This is a genomic window from Brevibacterium epidermidis NBRC 14811 (assembly GCF_001570805.1).
Classification (GTDB): Bacteria; Actinomycetota; Actinomycetes; order Actinomycetales; family Brevibacteriaceae; genus Brevibacterium; species Brevibacterium epidermidis.
Genome location: NZ_BCSJ01000011.1, coordinates 223,168 through 244,007, shown reverse-complemented (window position 1 = coordinate 244,007; position 20,840 = coordinate 223,168). Strand labels below are relative to the sequence as shown.

Genomic DNA, 20,840 nt, shown 5'->3' with positions numbered 1-20,840 from the left:
GTTTGCTCACGGCGACGGAAACACCATTGACGGTGCGTTGTGAAAGAAAACCTGCTAAAGAATGAGCAGGAGATGTTCCAGAATGTATGACATCGGCGACGGACCTGTGAAGAACAGCGGGAAGCCGTGCCCTGTCGGAACACCCACAGTCTACTTGTTCGGAGCCGATCTGGCGAATCGTTTTCTCAATTTTCTCGGCTCACCCGATAACCGCCGAGGTCAATCGCGGTCCGCTGTGCGACGAAGCCTGCAGGCACAAGGGTTTCGGGCACATCCTCGGCGAGGACGAGGACCGTCGGTCCGGCTCCGGAGATGACGGCTGGGAGACCCTCGGCGCGCAGTGAGTCGACGAGCGCCATCGAGTCCGGATAGGCGCTGCGACGGAACTCCTGATGGAGCTGATCGCGGGTAGCCTCGAACAGCACCTGCGCGTCGTTGCTCAACCCGTGGACGAGCAGGCCGGCCCGTGCCGAGTTGTCTGCCGCGATCGCATGATCGATGCCCGCGGGGATGAGCCCACGGGCGACCTCGGTGTCGAGGCGGAAGGAGGGCACGAGAACCGTGACCGTCTCGAGGGTGCGCACTGGCACCTGCCATGACTTCACGGGCGCGGACAGGGAGACGGTGAGTCCGCCGAAGATCGCGGGCGCGGCATTGTCCGGGTGCCCTTCGACAGCGGTGGCGATCTCGAGGATCCGATCGCGGCTCAGCTCCGCTCCGGTCGACCAGGCTCCGAGTTCCGCTGCGAGTCCGATTCCGGCCACGACAGCGGCTGCCGACGAACCCATTCCGCGGGAATGGGGAATCCGGTTGACGCACTCGAGCGACAGTCGCGGACTCAGATCGGCAGCGACGTCGGGGAACTCCGATTCGAGCACTTCCCCGATGATCCGCATGATCAGGTGCGAGCGGTCCCGGGGCAGCACATCGGCACTCTCCCCCGTCACCTCGACGCAGCGGTCAGGATCGACCGCTGCGTCGTGGACGGTGAGGGTCAGGGTGTCGACGATGTCGAGTGCCAACCCGTACGAGTCGTAGCCGGGGCCCAGATTCGCCGAGGTGGCCGGGACCTCGAGTCGGACGCGCACGCTCAGCTGTCCTCGAGTCCCAGCGCACGTGCGGCGCTGACGGCGTCGACGGAGACGCGCTTGGTTTCGATATCGGACCCGTCTGCGGTGTGCAGGGCCCAGCTCGGGTCCTTGAGTCCGTGACCGGTCACGGTGACCGCGATGGTCGCACCAGCCGGGACACGGCCTGCGTCGGCCATCTTCAGCAGTCCCGCCACCGAGGCGGCCGAACCGGGCTCGACGAAGATGCCCTCTTCGCTGGAGAGGATCTTGTGGGCGGCGAGGATCTCGTCGTCGGTGACCGAATCGATGATGCCGCCGGAGTCGTCACGCGCCGTCTCGGCCTGCGTCCAGCTGGCGGGGTTGCCGATGCGGATGGCGGTCGCCACCGTATCCGGTTCGTCGACCGGATGGCCGAGCACCAGCGGTGCGGCTCCGGCGGCCTGGAAGCCCCACATCTGCGGCAGCTTCTTGGAGATCCCGTGTTCGCGGTATTCGTTGTAGCCCTTCCAGTACGCCGTGATGTTGCCGGCATTGCCGACGGGCAGAACATGGATGTCGGGGGCATCACCGAGGACGTCGACGATCTCGAAGGATGCGGTCTTCTGGCCTTCGATTCGATCGGGGTTGACCGAATTGACGAGGTGGACCGGGTAGGACTCGGAGAGTTTGCGGCACAGCGTCAGACAGTCGTCGAAGTTTCCGTCGACTTCGAGCAGGGTCGCCCCGTGGGCGATGGCCTGGCTCATCTTCCCCGGCGCAATCTTGCCGGAGGGCACGAGCACCGCACAGGTCAGACCGGCCTTCGTGGCATACGCAGCGGCAGAGGCTGAGGTGTTGCCCGTCGAGGCGCAGATGACGGCTTTGGCGCCGTGGGCCACGGCTTTCGTGATCGCCATCGTCATGCCGCGGTCCTTGAAAGACGCGGTCGGGTTGAGGCCCTCGTACTTCACCCACACCTGGGCACCGGTGCGCGCACTGAGCTTCTCCGCCTTGATCAACGGGGTCCCGCCCTCTCCGAGGGTGACTGCGGGAGTGTCAGCGGAGATGTCGAGGAGGCTGCGGTATTCCTCGATGACGCCCTGCCACTGGTGTCTGGGGTAGTTCATTGTCACTGTCCTTCTACGCGGATCACGGATTTGACGGTGTGGACGACAGGCAGATCGATGAGTCGATCAACGGTCTTCTGCAGAGTCGAGTCGGTATTCGAGTGGGTGGCCAGCACGAGCTTCGCATGCTGGATGCCCTCGTCGTCGATGTCCCCGATCGTCTGTCGCATGAGTTCGATGGAAGCTCCTTCGTCGGCGAAGACCTCGGAGACCGCGGCGAGCACGCCGGGACGGTCGACCACGTCGAGGGTGATGTGATACCTGGTCGTGATCGCCGAGATCGGCAGGATCGGGTAGTCCTCGTGGAAGGGACGTTCGTACTGTCCGCGTCCACCGAGCACCTTGCGTCTGGCCACTGAGACGAGGTCTCCAAGGACTGCGGAGGCAGTCGGGGCTCCCCCGGCTCCCTGACCGTAGAACATCAGCTCACCGGCGGCTTCGGCTTCGATGAATACGGCGTTGAAGGCACCGCGAACGGATGACAGCGCGTGGTTCCTGTCGAGCAGCGCCGGGTACACGCGCGCCGAGAGTCCGGCGCCTGCAGGCGATGAGGCGACGCGTTCGCACACGGCCAGGAGTTTGATGACGAAGCCCTGGTCTCGGGCGGTCTCGACCATCTCGGCGGTGATGCCTTCGATGCCTTCGACGTGGACGTCGTCGATCGATACGGGAGCGTGGAAAGCGAGAGACGAGAGGATCGCGGCTTTGGCCGCCGCATCGTGTCCGCCGATGTCAGCGGTCGGATCAGCCTCTGCGTATCCGAGTTCCTGAGCGGCGGTGAGGGCCTGCTGGAAGTCCCAGCCCTCAGAGTCCATCTGGTCGAGGATATAGTTCGTCGTTCCGTTGACGATGCCCATGATGCGCTCGATCCGGTCACCGGCCAGCGAATCGCCGACGGGGCGGATGATCGGAATCGCACCGGCCACTGCAGCTTCGTGCTCGAGGCGCACACCGGCGGCATCGGCCGCGGACATGAGTTCGCCGTAGCTGGCGGCCAGCAGCGCTTTGTTCGCGGTCACGACGGATGATCCCTGGCGCAGCGCCGCGGTGATGAGCGAGCGGGCGGGTTCGATCCCGCCCATCAGCTCGACGACGATATCGGCTCCGGCGATGGCCGCCTCGGCGTCGGTCGTGAGCAGCTTCTCATCGATTCCCGGACGGGCCTTCGAGGCATCGCGGACGACGATGGCGCTCAGCTCCAGCGGAGCGCCGATGCGTTCGGCCAGGCCTTCTGCACGGTTCTGAATGCGGGCGGCGACTTCCGTGCCGACGACTCCGCATCCGAGCATGGCAACCTTCAGTGCCTGCATTTCCTCACCTTTCCGCTCTTATCTCTCACGCTCATCAGTTCGGCTCTCCTCCCCCGGCCATGCCCGGGTCGGTGGCGAACATCTGCGTGTGGTCCTCGGGTGTCACGATCCACTCAACTCTATCGGCCTCGACAGCGAGCACGCCCGGCCGGGGCAGGTGGTTGTAGTTGTTGGACAGCGACCGGCAGTACGCTCCGGTGGTGGGGACAGCGACGAGGTCGCCCGCGGTGACGTCGGCGCCCATGTACTCATCACGGACGATGATGTCTCCGGATTCGCAGTGTTTGCCGACGACCCGAACGATTGCGGGCTCGGCGCTGGAGTTCCGGTTGGCCAGAGTGCACGAATAGTCCGCGTCGTAGAGAGCGGTGCGGATGTTGTCGCTCATGCCTCCGTCGACGGCGACATAGGTGCGTGGTCCGCTGTCCGTGCTCACCTGCTTGACGGTGCCGACTTCGTAGAGTGTGAATACCGCCGGGGAGACGATGGCGCGACCGGGTTCGATGGAGATCCGGGGGACGCTCGTGCCCAGCCCGCGGCATTCCTTGGCCACGACGGACGCGAGCTCCTCGGCCATCTCGGCGACCGGGATCGGTGTGTCCTGGGAGGTGTAGCGGATGCCGAAACCGCCGCCGAGGTCGACATCGGGAAGATCGATGCCGTGTTCGCCCATGATCTCGGCACGGAAGGCGAGCACGCGGGCTGCGGCGACCTGGAAGCCGGAGATGTCGAAGATCTGCGAACCGATGTGCGAGTGGAGACCGTCGAGGCGCAGATGTTCGGATTCCGCAACGAGACGAGCGGCCGCGGCCGCGGTGCCGTCGGCCAGGGAGAGCCCGAACTTCTGATCTTCGTGGGCGGTGGCGATGAAGTCGTGGGTGTGCGCTTCGACTCCGACGGTCACGCGCAGCATGACCGGTGCGACTGTCCCTCTGGCCGCGGCGATGGATTCCAGGCGTGCGACCTCGTCGAGGCTGTCGACGAAGATCCTGGACACCCCATAGTCGAGGGCGTATTCGAGTTCTGCCGCGGATTTGTTGTTTCCGTGCAGCCCGACGCGGTCGCCGGGGACCCCGGCGGCGCGGGCGATCATCATCTCCCCCAAGGAGCATGTGTCGAGACCGAGGCCGGCATCGTGGACCCAGCGGGCCACGGCCGTGCACAGGAAGGCCTTCCCAGCGTAGAAGACGTCGGCTCCGGCCAGCCCCTTCTCGACGGAGAACGCATTGGAGAACGTGCTCAGGTAGGTCTCGGCGCGACTGCGGAAGTCATCGACGTCCATGACGAGAGTGGGAGTGCCGTACTGTTCGGCCAGCTCCGTCACGGGATGACCGGCGATCGTGAGCACGCCGTCGGAATTTTTCATGACATTGTCCGACCACAGGCTCGGCAGCAGCGCGTTGACGTCATCGGGATAGGGCAGCCACACCGGGGCCGGTGTCGCGTGCAGAGTCCCTGCGATATGTGCGGGCATCAGATCCTCTCCGGGGCCGAAGCGCCCAATTGTCGTAGTCCTGCGGCGAGGACGATGATGACGGCTCTCAGAGCAAGGAGCCTGGAGGTATGGGTGACGGTGATGTCCTCATCGACCGTCGGAGTGACCGGGCATCGGCGGATCCAGTTTTCGACGGAATCCCCGAGTTCGACAAGCGCTGTGAGGAAGGGATCGGCCTCGCCGAGGCGGCGCGAGCGTTCCAGTGCCGACGGCAGTCCCGCCACGGCGTTGAGCATCCGAGCCTCGATCGGGTGTCCGAGTCTCGCAATATCGACTCCCTCCGTCTGGATTCCCGCTCGGTGTGCCCGCCGCTGTTCACGGCAGGCGGCGGCATGACCGCGTTGGAGGGCGTCCACGGAGACCGGATCGATGTGCACATCGGTTCCATAAACGAGCGGCGCCTGGACCGACTCTTGGTCGGAACCGGAGAGCAGCGCACGCAACGGCGTCGGGTCCGGTCCTGCTCCCCCACCTGCGTCAGTCTCCTCGGCGGTGACGATGTCGCAGATGACGTGCGCCCTGCCGGCCGGAGTCAGGGTCACGTTGACGAACCCGGGTCCGGCGATGACGGCGTCGGCCACCTCGGGGAAGGTGCGCAGCTCGGTGCACAGATGTGCGGCAAGTTCGGTTCTCTTCGTGGGTGAAGCGGCGGCGCGCAGCGCCACGGGTGTCGTCCAGTCACCGAGTTCGGGACGAGTCGGAGCGAGAACATCGATCTGCGCGGCGAATTCCGGTGCCACAAGACCGGCATCGGCCGTCGCCAAGGCGCGCGCGAGTGCAGTCTGCAGGTCTTCCGGGGTCACTCGAACAGAGTACTCGGGGCCGGACTGCGAGGACGAATCCGGTGTCATCTTCGCTCTCATGACGAGACGGATGCCCACTGGGCCTCAGATCGCACCGGGCCGACACGCTGCGTGGCTGACGAAGAATTTGACGACAACCGAGGCGAGCACCACGGCGAATGCCGGCCACATGCTGTCGAAGCTCTGGATGAGGAACGCGAAGATCAGCGGTCCTGTGGCCGCCAGGAGGTAGCCGCCGCCCTGGACGAAGCCGGACAGCGCGGCTGCTCCCTTCGCATCGCGTGCGCGAAGGGTGATCAGCGTCAGTGCCAGCGGGAAGGTGGAGATGCCGATGCCCAGCAGCACGGTCCACAGGACGGGAGCCGCCGTCGGCACCAGCCACAGACCCAGATACCCAACGGCCAGGCTGATGCAGAAGCCGACGACGATGAGATAGGCCGAAGTCATCTTCTGTGCCAGGGTGGGCAGGACGAACCCGAGAACGAGCGGAATGGCCGTGACCAGTGCGAGCATCGCACCACCGAAGGCCGCATCGAATCCGGAGCGGGTGAGCAGGCTCGGCAGCCAGGTGAAGAGGATGAAGTTGTTGAACGACGTCAGTCCCGTCATCGTCATCAGCGCCCAGGCCCGTGGGCTGCGCAGCAGGCGAGAAAGCTCGCTTCCGCCGACCACTGCGGCGGCCACCTCGGCGGCGGGTGCGGGCCTGACGATGCGGATGACGATCCAGGCGAGAACACCCAGAGCTGCGAATCCGGCCCATACGAGCAGGGACCCACGCCACCCGAAATCTGAGGCGAGGGGCACTGCGACCAGCGGCGGGATGAAGGTGCCGAATTGGAGCAGCCCGACGTGCACGGTCGACATGAGCGCCACCTTGTCGGGGAAATACGACTTCACCAGAGGCGGGAGGACCACGTTGCCGATGCCCATCCCCAGCAGGGCGAGCACGCTGAGAGCGAGGAAGATCCACGGAGAATCGATGACCGCCCGAACTCCCAGCCCGATCGTGACCATGACCATCGCGGCCAGGGTCAGTCCGAGTCCGGAGAAGCGGGCGTAGAGGCGCGGGGTGATGAAGCCGCTGAGGCCGTAGAGCAGCGGCGGCAGCATGCCGATGATCGCCAGGAACGTCGCGCTCAACCGGATCTCTTCGCCCATGGCGTCGAGCAGCGGTGAGAGACCGGTGACTCCGGGCCGCAGATTGAATGCGGCGACGACGATTCCGAGGATGATCAGAATGCGGATGCGCGCGGAAGTCATGAGCTCTTTCCTATCAGACGCCCACCTCCGGCCAGACGGCCGGGGCACATCAGAAGTCGAGTTTGAGTCCTTCGACGGGTGAGAGCCGAGACGCGCGCCGGGCCGGTGCCAGTGCGGAGAGGATCCCGGCGATGACCGCCACTGCGAGGATGCCGAGGAAAGACGGCGCGGAGAAGTCGACGATGAGATCGGTGGAATAGTCGTACGTGACCAGCCGTGTGCCGACGATGCCCAGGGCACCGCCGAGGACGAGTCCGAGCAGTGCGGCCACCGATGAGATGAGCACCGCCTCGAGCGCCAGCAGGGTCCGCAGCTGCGAGATGCTCAGTCCCAGCGCGCGCATGAGTGCGTTCTCCCTCCGACGTTCGATGACGGAGAGGCTGACCGTGTTCGAGACGCCGATGAGCGCGATGATCACGGAGACGAAGAGGAGGGCTACGGCCCCGGCGAGCATGACGTCGATGAGTTCGGAATAGGCGCCGCGGGCGACAGCCGAACCGCCGACCTCCTCGCTGGAGACGTCGAGTGTCTCTGCCACGGACTGGCGGATGCGTGTGATCTCGTCGACCTCGATGTCCTCATCGAGACGGACGAGCACGGCCGTCGTCGTTGCCGAGATGCCGAGGTCGTTGCCGACATCGGGGGTGGTGAAGAAGGCGAGGCTGGAGAGTCCGTCCTTGTGCACGGGCACGCTCATCTCGTTGAGCCCTTTCACCCGCACGGTCGGATCACGATAGTCCTCGGGAACGGTGACTCGACCGGACACGATATCGGCGGCGGCGTCACCGAGCACGGCCTCGGCACTGTCGGGGTCGATGACGAAGATCTCGGGACGGGAGCCCTTGAAGTCCTCGACCGCCTCGGCGCGGTGGGCGATGACCGCGGCGGACACTCCGGGGATCTGACGCACATCCTCGAGGTCGTCATCGTCGACGAGGCCAGACAGCGGTACGGAGATGTCGACGGGATAGCGCTGGTCGAGCCCGTGGCTGAGCGTCGCCTTCGTCGACATTCCGCCGACGAGGATCGTCGCCACCAGGGTCACACCGATGATCAGCGCCGTGGCGGTGGCCGCGGTGCGGCGCGGATTGCGGAGGGTGTTCAGGGTCGCCAACTGTCCGGGTACGCCCCAGGGGCTGAACAGCACTTCCCCGATCCACGCGACGACGGGCGGGATGATCTTCGCCGAGCTGATGACCAGTCCCGTGACCACGAGCCCTCCTCCCAACGCTCCGCCGAGGATCCACAGCTGCGAGGTCGACACCGCATAGACGGAGACGACGACGAGGACGATGCCAAGGCCGATGAAGCCGAAGCCCACGAGGTGGCGGGGCCGGGCGCGAGTGTTCGGTGAGATGGAGGCGTCGAACGGCTGGAGTGCTTCGAGCGGGGTCACTGCGATGGCGCTGCGAGCCGGACGGATAGTGGCCACGATCGTCAGCAGCGCACCAACGACGACCCCGCTGACCAGGGCGGAGACGGGCACGGTGAGCGTGTCGTAGGGGAATTCCTCCGGCCAGTAGCGCACGGCTGCGGCCATGAGTCCACGGCTGACGAGGACACCTGCGAAGACGCCGAAGATCGACCCGAGCAATCCGACGAAGAGTCCTTCGGCCACGACGGAGCCGTACATCTGCACGCGGGTGGCGCCGAGGCAGCGCAGCAGTGCGAATTCGCGACGACGCCCGGCGACGATCACGGAGAAGGTGTTGGATACGACGAGGATGGCGACGATGACGGAGATTCCGGCGAACACGAGCAGCAGCCCGGTCACGACGGCGTTGCCGCCGGAGAGGCGATCGGTCTTCGCACTCACAGCTTCGTCCACCGTGAGTGCTTCGAGGCTGCCATTCAGCTCCGAACCGTCGATGACCCTCTGCAGCTGAGCGCGCACCGCCTCAGGGTCCGCACCGTCCTCGAGGGCGATCTGGATGGCGATGACGTCCCCCTGTTGGGCGAAGTACTCCTGATAGCCCGAGGCCGTCGTCAGGGCCCGAGTGGCTCCGGGCATCGCCGGGTCCTGTCCCATCTCCGCGATGCCGACGACGGAGAAGGCGACGCTGCTCTGGCTCGGGCCCCGGTAGATGGGCATGTCATCGTTCCCGCTCTCCACCGGAACGGCGTCGACGGTGAAGCGGATCTCATCACCGACTCCGACATTGAGATCCTTTGCTGTGCGGGTGTCGAGGACGAGGTCGGTCTTCGCTTCCGGCCGCTGGCCGGAGACCATGTCGAACGTGTCGAGCCGTTCATCGGCAGGCACCGGAGACAGCGCGAATGAGCTCTCGGAGAATGTTGCTCCTCGGCCAGTGGATACCGTGCGGGCCGACAGAGACGCAGTCTCCACCCCGTCGACCTCGGCTAAGGGTCCCAGCAGCGGGGAGGCCTCGTCTCCCCCGACGAAGACATCTCTGCTCGGCATGACGGTGAGGTCGGACTTCTCGAACGAACGACCGACGGCATGTTCGAGGCTGTCCTGCAGTGAGGAGTTGATGATCAGTGTGGTCGCGACGAATCCCGCCGCCAATGCGATACCGAGGCCGATTGCGAGGAACCGGGCCCAGTGGATCCGAATCTGCGCGAGGGCGACTGCGATCACAGAGAGCTCAGTTCGCTCAGTGCGGTGACCACGCTCTCTCGGGTCGGCTGACGGACTTCGCCCGTGGCGCGCCCGTCCTTGAGGAGGACGACCCGTCCGGCGTGCGATGCCGCGACGGGGTCGTGAGTGACCATGATGATGGTCTGTCCGTACAGGGTCGTGGCCCGACCGAGCAGGGAAAGGACCTCTGCGCCGGCGTGGGAGTCGAGGTTTCCCGTGGGCTCATCGGCGAAGATGACATCCGGTCGGGTGAGCAGGGCCCGGGCTACGGCGACTCTCTGCTGCTGACCGCCGGAGAGCTCGTGCGGGCGGTGCTGGAGACGGTCGCCGAGTTCGAGTCGTTCGACGACTTCGGCCTTCCACTCTCGGTCGATCTTCTTCCTGGCCAGCGACACCGGCAGTTCGATGTTCTGTTCGGCGCTCAGCGTCGGGACGAGGTTGAAGGCTTGGAAGATGAAGCCGACGCGGTCTCGTCGCAGCTGGGTCAGCTGCCGGTCGTTGAGGCGGGTGATGTCCTGACCGCGCATGATGATCGAGCCCGAATCGACGCGATCGAGTCCGGCGAGCACATGCATGAATGTGGACTTCCCGGAGCCGGAGGGTCCCATGATGGCTGTGAAGCGACCCGATTCGAAGTCGACGCTGATGTCGTCGAGGGCATCGACCGCCGTATCACCGCGGCCGAAGCTCTTGCGCAGGCTCTGCGCGCGGAGGACGATATCGTCGTCCGTGCTCGTCCGGACGGGCTCATCAGCAGGTTCCGACATCGCATGCCTCAAATCACGGTTCGGGTCTCGTCTCCGACTACCTTAGGTGCTGTCTGCATCGCCGACCACTCGGGCCGCGAATGCAGAACCGCCCACCTCAGCAGTTGAGATGGGCGGTGTTGTGGTGCCCGCGACAGGATTCGAACCTACGACCTTCTGCTCCGGAGGCAGACGCTCTATCCACTGAGCTACGCGGGCAACGGATGCAACTCTATCACCGTTGGGCACCAGCTCCCAAAACGAAACCGCGTGCAGTCCCGAAGGATTGCACGCGGTTTCGTGAGGCTGTGATCAGCGGTGTTCGACCAGATCAGGCGCCCTTCATGGCCTTGCGGCCCGGCACGTATTCCCAGTGCCAGAGTTCATAGGAATTGCGCTTGGCCCAGTCCGGGTTCTCCCACCCGAACTTGTCGGCGTTGGCGACGAGCCACTCATACTGCACACCGGTTCCGTTCTGCGTTCCCGCACCGAGGTCCAGCGCGAGGCCCCAACCGTGGTTGGAGGTTCCCGGGCGAGCCGCGAAGCCGGGTTTGCGCGAGGCGACGGAGACCTGCGCGTCCAGCGACCGATAGGAGTCGGTGACTGCAAGGTCCTTCCCGGTGTCCTTTTTGAAGGCTGCGTTCATCTTTGCGAATGACACGGCCGCATCGGAGCGCAGCTTGTGATTGCCCACACCGATCTCGCACAGCCATTCGTCGGGCAGTTCGCCGTTGCTGGCGTCGCCCTTCGGCGCGGCTTCGTCACAACCGGGCAGAACAGTCTTCGTGATCGCACGCGACGCCGCGTCGACCTTGGTCTGCTTGGCGCTCGGGGCGCCGATGGTCATAGAGGTCTTGTCGTCTTCGTCGACCTTGATGTCGGCAGACACCGATTCGGCGTTGATCGCACGCGGCTGGGACTGCGCGGCGGTGTCATCGACCTTGACTTCCTGGTTGCCGCTCATGTTTCCGGCGACCATCACAGCGGCGATGGCGGTGCCGGTGACCGAGACGGTGGCCAGAGCGGAGAAGGTCGTGACCTGGCGGCGGCGGACCGAACGCAGAAGCGAGCCGTCGGAACCGCGGCTGCCGAGCTGTGCTGCAGCCAGAGTCGACGTATGACCTGCGGGGGTCATCGGCCGAGCGGCCTCTTTGGCCATCGCTGCCCGTCGAGGTGAACCCGCTGCGGCGCGGGCCTCGGCGGCCATGGCCGCACGACGGGGCGAGAGGGCTGCGGATGCGCTGCTCCGCGACTGCGATGTCACGGGATGCGAAGAGTTGATCGTCGAAACCTGCGAGGAGGCGTTCTGCTTGCGCAGATCACGCCGGCGAACCGGCGGCGCCTCGACGGTCGAGAGCTCACTCGACATAGTGCTCCATACTGTTGATGAAAGTTGTGCGGTGGAAGCCCTCTGCCGGGCGCCCGAAAGCTTATGTCACAACACTATAACGACATCGTTACAGAATGTCACCTTCAGTTCATACACGGCGTGTGACCAGGCCATTCTCTGAAAATGACTGATCACGAATCACTACAGGCGCCATAATCCAGGTGTCCTGAATCACTGTTTCGTTATGAACCGTTACACAGACGGTCACGAATCGGACTCTATGCCGATCGACGGCGGCGAAGACCGCCGTACAGCGCCTCGGCGGCGGCCTCCTGTCTTCGGGAGACCGCCGCCGAGGCGACTGAGCGCGGCCGGCTGTTCAGGCGGCGAGGATTGCTATCTGCGGAAGTCGAAACGTCCCCGCTGCATCGCGTCCTGGACCTCGCCGACGAGCTCTTCGAGCACGTCCTCGAGGAACAGCAGACCGAGCACCTGTGCCTGCGAGTCGATGACACGAGCGACGTGGATTCCCGCCTTCTGCATCTGCGCCAGAGCCTCTTCGACCTCGTCATCGGCGGTGACAGTGAACAGGGGGCGGAAGCGCTTGCTCTGCACAGGAGCGTCGAAGGACTCTTCGGTGTCCGCGTAGAGGACGTCCTTGATGTGGAGGTAGTCCTGCGGATACCCGTCATCACCGACGACGAAGTACCGCGAGAACCCGGTCTTCCCGACCAGTGTCACAAGCTCGTTCGGAGTCACCTTGTCCGAGATCGTGATGAGCTCGGACATCGGAACCATGATGTCCGAGGCGGTCTTGTCGCTGAATTCGATAGCACCCTTGAGCAGTCCGGTGTCATCGCTGAGCAGACCCTCTCTCTTCGACTCGGCCACGATCGATTCGACCTGTTCGATCGTGTAGGCCTCGTTGACCTCGTCACGGGCCTCGATCTTGAACAGATGCAGGATCCCATTGGCCAGTCCGTTGAGAGGACGGATGACGAAGCCGAAGACGCGGGCCAGGAACACCAACGGTGTCGCCAGCAGCATCACGGCCTGGCCGGACGCCGCCAGAGCCAAGTTCTTCGGCACCATCTCGCCGATCACCACGTGCAGGTAGGTCACGACGCCGAGTGCCAGGACGAAGGAGATCGTCGAGGACAGTCCCGCTGGAATGCCCAGGCCCTCGAGCGGACCTGCGAGCAGATGATGGATGGCCGGCTCGGCCACATTACCCAGGAGCAGGGAGCAGACGGTAATGCCGAGCTGACAGATCGCCAGCATCAGCGACACGTGCTCCATCGCGTAGAGCGCTGTCTTCGCCGCTGCAGAGCCTTCGGCTGCCCGAGGCTCGATCTGTGAGCGTTTGGCCGCGACCACGGCGAATTCGGCGGCGACGAAGAAGGAGTTGCCCAGCAGCAGAACGACCAGCCAGACCAGTCCGAACCAATCGGCGCTCATCGGCTCTCACCTCCTGTGTCGAACGCTCCTGCATCGGCGGCGCGCAGCACCACCCGGAGGCGTTCGATGCGTCGTCCGTGCATCCGTTCGACCACGATGCGGGCATCTTCCGTACGCACTTCGTCCCCCGGTTCGGGAATCCGCCCGAGCTCCTTGAGCACGAATCCGGCCAGAGTTTCGTAGTCCGAGTCCTCCGGGATGGTCACCCCGACCCTCGAAGAGATCTCATCGGGTCGCAGCTGTCCGGGCACGATCCAGGAGCCGTCGCGGGCAGGTCGTGCCGCGACACGCATTCGGTCATGCTCATCCGCGACCTCGCCCACAAGCTCTTCGACGACGTCCTCGAGGGTGACGACTCCGGCTGTTCCGCCGAACTCGTCGACGACCACGGCCATCTGCAGGCCGGTGGCCCGCAGCTCCAGGAGAAGCGGATCGAGACGTTGGGTCTCGGGAATCTCACGGACTTCGGTCATCAGCCCTCCGGCGTAGGCGTCATCACGATTGCCAGGAGGCACAGCGAAGGCCTGTTTGACGTGGACGACGCCGACGATGTGGTCTTTGTCCTCGGCCGCGACGGGGAACCGGGAGAATCCGGTGTCCCGTGCCTGTTCGATGATCTGCCGGGCGGTGGTGTCCTTGTCCACAGTGGACATGCGTGTGCGCGGAGTCATCACGTCCTCTGCCGTTCGCTCGGAGAAGCTCAGCGTCCTCTCCAACAGACCTGCCGTCTGCTCGTCGAGCACACCTTCCTCCGCGGAGTGGCGCACAAGTGAGGTCAGCTCCTCCGGGGAGCGGCCCACCGAACCCTCTTCCTGAGGCTCGACGCCCATCGACAAGAGAATCTTGTTCGCCGTGCCGTTGAGGACCGCGATGACCGGTTTGAAGACGATCGAGAATACGTACTGCATCGGGGCGGCGATGCGGCCTGTCGCCAGCGGCACGGCGATGGCGAGGTTCTTCGGCACGAGCTCTCCGAAGATCATCGATCCCACGGTGGAGACGATGAGGGCGATGGTCAGTGCCAGCGGTGCCGCGACACCGGGGCCGAGGCCCCAGGTCTCGAACAGAGGCGCGAGCAGCCTGCCCAACGATGGTTCCATGAGGTAACCGGTGAGCAGAGTGGTGATCGTGATGCCCACCTGAGCGGCCGAGAGCTGGGTGGACAGGTGGGTCATCGAGGCCCGCAGCGTCTTCGCACCGAAGACGCCTTCCTCGACCGCCTTATCGGCAGTATGGCGGTCGAGGGTCAGCAGTGAGAATTCGGCTGCGACGAAGACGCCGGTGCCGAGGATGAGCAGCAGTGCGAGGGCGAGGAGTATCCATTCCATCAGTGACTGTCCCCGCCGATCGCTATCTGCTCAGCAGAGCTGGTGAAGTCTGAGACCCTCGCGGGGTGAGGGTCATCATCTGGGGCGCCGGCTTCCCGCCGGCCGGGACTGTCACTGTGCATGAGGAGATCTTACCAACTTCCCGACAGCGGTCGGCCCTCTTCGTATCCGGCGGCACTCTGGACTCCGACCGCGGCCAAGCGCGCGAATTCCCCGAGATCACCGGCTCCGGCGTAGGTGCACGAGCTGCGCACGCCCGAAGTGATGCCGTCGAGCAGGTCCTCAACCCCAGGAGATTCAGGGTCGATGTACATGGTTGATGAAGAAATGCCCTCTTCGAACAGTCCCTTCCGTGCCCGCGCGAAGGCCGATTCGGTGCGGGTGCGATTGGCCACGGCCCGAGCCGAAGCCATACCGAAGCTCTCCTTGTACTTCCGGCCCTCGCCGTCGACGAGCAGATCCCCTGGAGATTCGTGGGTTCCGGCGAACCAGGACCCGATCATCACCTGCGAGGCACCGGCGGCGAGAGCCAGGGCGACGTCGCGGGGGTAGCGGACTCCGCCGTCGGCCCACACATGAGCACCCAGCTCGCGAGCCGCCTCGGCGCATTCCAACACTGCGGAGAACTGCGGACGACCGACGGCGGTCATCATCCGGGTCGTGCACATCGCTCCGGGGCCGACTCCGACCTTGACGATGTCGGCTCCGGCGGAGACGAGGTCACGGACGCCTTCGGCGGTGACGACGTTGCCGGCCACGATCGGCACTCCGAGCTCGGCATCGGCGATCGCCGAGAGCGTGTCGAGCATCTTCACCTGGTGGCCGTGGGCGGTGTCGACGACGAGGACGTCGGCACCGGCCTCGACCAGGGACGTGGCGCGTTCGACAGCTGCGCCGTTGACGCCGATGGCCACGGCGATCTTCAGCCGTCCCTGCTCATCGACATTGGGCGTGTATATAGAGGAGCGCAGCAGCGACTTCGGAGTCAGGCTGCCGAGCACAGTGCTCTCGTCGTCGACGACGGCGGCGAACTCAGCTCGCGACTCCGTCATCGACTCGAAGAGGGACTCCAGCTGTGCAGTGTCCTCCCAGTCGACCTCGGAGGCGCGGATGACATGGGGTGAGGAGTCCAGCAGCTCCGCCACCGAGGTGAAGCGGTCGACTCCGCGCAGGTCCGCGGCATTGATGATGCCTTCGAGCCGTCCCGCGGCATCGACTACGACGCCGAAGCCGTGCGGACGCTTGGCCAGCACATGCAGGGCGTTGAGGACTGTGTCCTCGGGTGCGAAGCGCAGAGCGGACTCGAAGATCCGGTCACGGCTCTTCACCCAGGCGATGGTCTCCTGCGCGGCGGTCAGCGGGATGTCCTGGGGCAGCACCGCCAGTCCCCCGCGACGAGCCATCGTCTCTGCCATCCGACGACCGGACACTGCGGTCATATTCGCGGCGACGAGCGGCGTCGTCGACCCGGTCGGATCGGTTGTGGAGAGGTCGACTTCGAAGCGCGAAGTCAGCGCCGAGGAGTTCGGTACGAGGAATACATCGGAGTAGGTGAGATCGGTGTTCGGGTCATTTGAGATGAAACGCATAACACTATTGTCCCTTAACTGCACATTCGATGGCACATCACGTTAGGCTTGGAGATGTCGTTAAGCAGCAAGTCTTGAATCAGGAAGTAGGCGATCAACGCCGTGTCCGTCAATACTCCGAACCGCACCGTTGAAGACTTCGGGTCGAATGAGTGGCTGGTCGAGGAATTGTATGAGCAGTACAAGTCAGATAAGAATTCGGTCGACCAGTCCTGGTGGCCCTTCTTCGACAAGTACGAAAAGAACGGCGGAGGCGCTCAGTCCGCTGCTGAGCCCGCCACCAAGCAGGAGGCGAAGCCGGCAGCCAAGAAGTCAGATGGCAAGGCCCCTTCCCCCGCCGCAGCGTCGGCGACCTCACGCGAGACCGATCGCGGAGTCAGCCCGTCCTCGGCTGAGTCCGAGACGCTGAAGGCCGAGACCAAGTCCGTGCCGAAGGTCTCAGAGAAGGAGACTGCACCGAAGCCCGCACCGGAGGAGACGATCACTCCCCTGCGCGGCCCCGCGAAGCTCATCGCCAAGAACATGGATGAGTCGCTGGAAGTCCCGACCGCCACCTCGGTCCGGGCCTTGCCTGCCAAGGCGCTCATCGACAACCGGATCGTCATCAACTCGCACCTCAAGCGCACCCGTGGTGGAAAGGTCTCCTTCACCCACCTCATCGGCTTCGCCGTGATCCGCGCCCTGCAGAACTTCCCCTCGCAGAACGTCTCCTACGACGTCCGCGACGGCAAGCCCGTGATGATCTCCCCCGCCCATATCAACTTCGGCCTCGCCATCGACGTGCCGAAGAAGGACGGGTCCCGCACTCTGCTGGTGCCCAACGTCAAGAAGGCGGAGACGCTGACCTTCCGCCAGTTCGTCGACGCCTACGACGGCCTCGTCGACAAGGCGCGACAGGGCAAGCTCACCGCCGACGACTTCGCTGGCACCACCGTCTCGCTGACCAACCCCGGCGGAATCGGCACGGTCCACTCCGTGCCGCGTCTGACCAAGGGCCAGGGCTGCATCATCGGCGTCGGCGCGCTCGACTACCCCGCCGAGTTCCAGGGCGCCAGCCAGCAGACCGTCAACTCCCTGGCCGTGTCCAAGGTGCTGACCCTGACTTCGACCTACGATCACCGCGTGATCCAGGGCGCCGGTTCGGGCGAGTTCCTCAAGCTCGTCCACAGCTACCTGCTGGGCGAAGACGGCTTCTACGACGACGTCTTCGAATCCCTGCGTCTGCCCTACGAGCCGGTCCGCTGGGTTCCCGACGTCTCGGCCGAAGACCAGGACGACGTCAACAAGACCGCACGCGTCATCGAACTCATCGATGCCTACCGCACGCGCGGCCACCTCATGGCCAATATCGATCCCCTGGTCTACCGTCAGCGGTCCCACCCGGACCTCGATATCAACCAGCACGGTCTGACCCTGTGGGATCTCGAACGCGAGTTCCCCACCGGCGGCTTCGGCTCGAAGCCGATGATGCCCTTCCGCAACATCCTCGGACTGCTGCGCGAGAGCTACTGCCGGACCACCGGCTTCGAATACATGCATATCGCCGACCCGGTCCAGCGTCGCTGGTTCCAGTCGAAGATCGAGGTCCCGCATCAGGAACTCACCCGTTCGGAGCAGGGACACATCCTCGGTCGCCTCAACGCAGCTGAGGCCTTCGAGACCTTCCTGCAGACGAAGTACATCGGACAGAAGCGCTTCAGCCTCGAAGGCGGAGAGTCCGCGATCGTCCTGCTCGACGAGATCCTCAACCAGTCCGCCGACACCGGCCTCGACGAGGTCGCCATCGGCATGGCCCACCGCGGTCGCCTCAATGTGCTCACGAACATCGCCGGCAAGTCCTATGCGCAGATCTTCCGTGAGTTCGACGGAACCATGTCCCCGGACAGCGTCCAGGGCTCGGGCGATGTGAAGTACCACCTGGGCACCAAGGGTTCGTTCACCTCGCCGGCAGGAAACACCACCGGCGTCTACGTCGCGGCCAACCCCAGCCACCTCGAAACCGTCGACCCGGTCCTCGAGGGCATCGTGCGCGCCAAGCAGGATGTCATCGACCAGGGCGAGTCCGGTTTCACCGTGCTGCCGGTCCTCGTCCACGGCGATGCAGCATTCGCCGGTCAGGGCGTGGTCACCGAGACGCTCAACCTCTCCGAGCTGCGCGGCTACCGCACCGGCGGGACGGTCCACGTCATCATCAACAACCAGGTCGGGTTCACCACTCCCCCCGCCTCGGCGCGTTCCTCGTTCTACTGCACGGACGTCGCCAAGTCGATCAACGCCCCGATCTTCCACGTCAACGGCGATGACCCCGAGGCCGTCGTCCGCGCCGCTCGACTGGCCTTCGAATATCGCCAGGAATTCAACCGGGACGTCGTCATCGACCTCGTGTGCTACCGCCGTCGCGGCCACAACGAAGGCGACGATCCGTCGATGACCCAGCCGATGATGTACTCGCTCATCGAGAAGAAGGGTTCGGTGCGCAAGCTCTACACCGAATCGCTCGTGGGCAGGAAGTGCATCACCGACGAAGAAGCCGCCGAGGCGCTCAAGGACTACCAGTCGAAGCTGGAATCGGCCTTCGCCGAGACCAAGGAAGCAGAGACCGGCTCCTACGACGGAGAAGCGTTCAACGCTCCCTACGAGCCCAGCGACATCGAGGCCTTCAACGATGCCGAGACGGCTATCAGCCCCGAGACGCTGCAGCGCATCGGCGAGGCCTTCACCGAGGTTCCCGAAGGCTTCACGGTCCACAAGAAGCTGCGGGCCCTGCTCGAGAAGCGCAAGGAGATGGCGCAGTCGGGCGGAATCGACTGGGGCTTCGCCGAGCTGCTTGCCTTCGGCTCGCTGCTCATGGACGGTGTGCCGGTGCGTCTGGCCGGACAGGACTCCCGTCGCGGAACCTTCGTCCAGCGCCACTCCGTGCTCGTCGACGCTGTCAACGGCAATGAGTGGACGCCGCTGGCGAACCTCACCGAGGAGCAGGCACGCTTCTGGGTCTACGATTCCCTGCTCAGCGAGTACGCCGCCGTCGGCTTCGAATACGGATACTCCGTCGAACGCAAGGACGCCCTCGTGGCATGGGAGGCTCAGTTCGGTGACTTCGCACAGGGTGCGCAGTCCGTCATCGACGAGTTCATCTCCTCTTCCGAGCAGAAGTGGCAGCAGAACTCCGGTGTCGTCATGCTCCTGCCCCACGGCTACGAGGGACAGGGACCCGACCACTCCTCAGGCCGCATCGAGCGTTACCTCCAGCTGTGCGCGGAGAACAATATGACGGTGGCCTACCCGTCCTCGGGCGCTTCGTACTTCCACCTGCTGCGTCGCCACGCCTCGACGACGAACAAGCGTCCGCTCATCGTCTTCACCCCGAAGTCGATGCTGCGACTCAAGGCCGCGGCGAACTCGCCGGAGGACTTCACCTCGGGCAAGTTCCAGACCGTCATCGACGATACGAGCGTCGATGCCTCGCAGGTCGATCGCGTCGTCCTCGTCTCCGGCAAGCTCTACTGGGAGCTCAAGGCCAAGCGCGAGAAGGACAACGACCAGAAGATGGCTCTCGTCCGCCTCGAGCAGCTCTACCCGCTCGACGAAGCGGCCATCACCGCCGTGCTCGACCGCTTCCCGGCCGATGCCGAGATCGTGTGGGCTCAGGAAGAGCCGGAGAACCAGGGAGCATGGCCGTTCATGGCGCTGCACCTGCCCGAGCTCCTCGGCGGCCGTGAGGTCAAGGTCATCTCCCGTGCCGCTTCTGCAGCCACCTCGACCGGACTCAAGCACTTCCACGAGGCCCAGCAGAAGGAACTCGTCGACCGGATCTTCAGCCGGTGAGCAGCGACATCACCACAACCATCGCCGTGGTCGGAGGCCCTTTGGTCGCCGGCCACGGCGATGGCCGTGGCCTCGGATGGGTCGGTCGGGTGACGGCGAGGACTCTGCCGAGCCTGCCCGAGCTCAAGGTGTATCCCCTGGCCGTGCCGACCGAGGATTCCGCCGGGCTCCATGCGCGCACCATCGCCGAGGCGTCTCTGCGGTTCACTCCGGACGGGGACAACCGTCTGGTGCTGGCGTTGGGGTCCGGGGATCTCGATTCGGGTCGTTCCGTGGCCCGGGCTCGTCTCGACGTGGCCAACATCCTCGACGAGGCCCTGGCTCGGAAGGTCTCGACGTTCGTGCTCGGCCCGCCGCCGGAGCACGACGGGGATCGCAACCGCCGCATCGCTGAGCTCAATGCCAGCTTCTCTGATGTGGCCAAGAGGCGCGGCATCACCTATGTCGACACCTTCACTCCGCTCCTGGGTCATCCCGTCTGGCAGCGCGAGCTCGCGTCATCGAGGGACCATCTGCCGGCGCAGGAAGGCTACGGTCTACTGGCCTGGCTGGTGCTCCACCGCGGCTGGTTCAACTGGCTGGGAGTCCAGGACGTCCTCGGCGACAGCTGAGGCGTCTGTGCGGTGCCCGTCCTTGGGACACAATCGGTGACAACCGCAGCATCCCGTCGAGCCGAATCGGCAAGGTCTGTGACCTGGTCCGACTTTGCTCTGATCGGGCGATCATGAGACAATTAACCGTCTATCAAAGGAGGGCACAATGAGCAAGCGTGGCCGTAAGCGTCGCGATCGCCGCCGTAAGAAAGCAAACCACGGCAAGCGTCCAAACGCATGATTCGCTGATTCGCTCAGTGAATGACGAAGGCGGGAAGAGATTCTGATCTCTTCCCGCCTTCGTCATGTCCGAAGCTCCCGGGCTGAG

15 protein-coding genes and 1 tRNA gene are annotated in these 20,840 nt (G+C 64.8%); 3 read left to right on the top strand and 13 right to left on the bottom strand.

The annotated features are described in order from the left end of the window. Positions 1-185: 185 nt before the first annotated feature. The 13 genes from thrB to guaB1 form a co-directional block, all read right to left on the bottom strand. Positions 186-1,088 (bottom strand): homoserine kinase, encoded by a 903-nt coding sequence (thrB, locus tag BEP01S_RS08300; RefSeq protein ID WP_062242173.1) that lies wholly within the window; start codon positions 1,086-1,088, stop codon positions 186-188. 2 nt (positions 1,089-1,090) lie between these two features. Then, positions 1,091-2,176, bottom strand: a complete 1,086-nt coding sequence (gene thrC, locus BEP01S_RS08295) for a threonine synthase (RefSeq protein WP_062242171.1) — start codon at positions 2,174-2,176, stop codon at positions 1,091-1,093. 2 nt (positions 2,177-2,178) lie between these two features. Continuing rightward, entirely contained in the window at positions 2,179-3,486 is a 1,308-nt protein-coding gene (locus BEP01S_RS08290; RefSeq protein WP_039210660.1) for a homoserine dehydrogenase, read from the bottom strand. Between the two features lie 34 nt (positions 3,487-3,520). Next, the gene (gene lysA / locus BEP01S_RS08285) at positions 3,521-4,960 is read right to left on the bottom strand and encodes a diaminopimelate decarboxylase (RefSeq protein WP_062242170.1); all 1,440 of its coding nucleotides are present in this window, start codon (positions 4,958-4,960) and stop codon (positions 3,521-3,523) included. Continuing rightward, positions 4,960-5,784, bottom strand: a complete 825-nt coding sequence (locus BEP01S_RS08280) for a DALR anticodon-binding domain-containing protein (protein ID WP_161792717.1) — start codon at positions 5,782-5,784, stop codon at positions 4,960-4,962. The genes lysA and BEP01S_RS08280 overlap by 1 nt, the downstream gene beginning before the upstream one ends. An 84-nt stretch (positions 5,785-5,868) precedes the next feature. Then, positions 5,869-7,044, bottom strand: coding sequence for an MFS transporter (locus BEP01S_RS08275; RefSeq protein ID WP_062242168.1), 1,176 nt, complete (start codon positions 7,042-7,044; stop codon positions 5,869-5,871). A gap of 49 nt (positions 7,045-7,093) precedes the next feature. Then, entirely contained in the window at positions 7,094-9,643 is a 2,550-nt protein-coding gene (locus BEP01S_RS08270; RefSeq protein WP_039210654.1) for an ABC transporter permease, read from the bottom strand. Then, a complete protein-coding gene (locus tag BEP01S_RS08265) occupies positions 9,640-10,410 on the bottom strand; it encodes an ABC transporter ATP-binding protein (protein WP_062242166.1) in 771 nt (256 codons plus the stop codon). Before BEP01S_RS08265 ends, BEP01S_RS08270 begins: the two co-directional genes overlap by 4 nt. 122 nt (positions 10,411-10,532) lie before the next feature. Continuing rightward, positions 10,533-10,608, bottom strand: a tRNA-Arg gene (locus tag BEP01S_RS08260). A gap of 112 nt (positions 10,609-10,720) precedes the next feature. Then, complete coding sequence (locus BEP01S_RS08255) at positions 10,721-11,758, bottom strand: M15 family metallopeptidase (protein ID WP_062242164.1); 1,038 nt, start codon at positions 11,756-11,758, stop codon at positions 10,721-10,723. 357 nt (positions 11,759-12,115) lie between these two features. Then, positions 12,116-13,177: a hemolysin family protein gene (locus tag BEP01S_RS08250; RefSeq protein ID WP_062242162.1), complete on the bottom strand. Its 1,062-nt coding sequence runs from the start codon at positions 13,175-13,177 to the stop codon at positions 12,116-12,118. Next, complete coding sequence (locus BEP01S_RS08245; protein ID WP_039210646.1) at positions 13,174-14,505, bottom strand: hemolysin family protein; 1,332 nt, start codon at positions 14,503-14,505, stop codon at positions 13,174-13,176. The genes BEP01S_RS08250 and BEP01S_RS08245 overlap by 4 nt, the downstream gene beginning before the upstream one ends. A 131-nt stretch (positions 14,506-14,636) precedes the next feature. Beyond that, positions 14,637-16,094 carry a GMP reductase gene (gene guaB1, locus BEP01S_RS08240; protein WP_062242160.1) on the bottom strand — a complete coding sequence of 486 codons (1,458 nt, stop codon included), beginning with the start codon at positions 16,092-16,094 and terminating at the stop codon, positions 14,637-14,639. Positions 16,095-16,196: 102 nt separating this feature from the next. On the opposite strand from guaB1, the gene BEP01S_RS08235 reads away from it, so the two are divergent. The 3 genes from BEP01S_RS08235 to BEP01S_RS17335 all read left to right on the top strand — a co-directional run bounded on the left by BEP01S_RS08235 (position 16,197) and on the right by BEP01S_RS17335 (position 20,753). Continuing rightward, complete coding sequence (locus BEP01S_RS08235; protein WP_062242157.1) at positions 16,197-19,919, top strand: multifunctional oxoglutarate decarboxylase/oxoglutarate dehydrogenase thiamine pyrophosphate-binding subunit/dihydrolipoyllysine-residue succinyltransferase subunit; 3,723 nt, start codon at positions 16,197-16,199, stop codon at positions 19,917-19,919. Further along, a complete protein-coding gene (locus BEP01S_RS08230) occupies positions 19,916-20,530 on the top strand; it encodes a GDSL-type esterase/lipase family protein (RefSeq protein WP_082018986.1) in 615 nt (204 codons plus the stop codon). The genes BEP01S_RS08235 and BEP01S_RS08230 overlap by 4 nt, the downstream gene beginning before the upstream one ends. Positions 20,531-20,678: 148 nt before the next feature. Further along, positions 20,679-20,753 (top strand): 50S ribosomal protein bL37, encoded by a 75-nt coding sequence (locus BEP01S_RS17335; protein WP_098731028.1) that lies wholly within the window; start codon positions 20,679-20,681, stop codon positions 20,751-20,753. Positions 20,754-20,840: the final 87 nt, after the last annotated feature.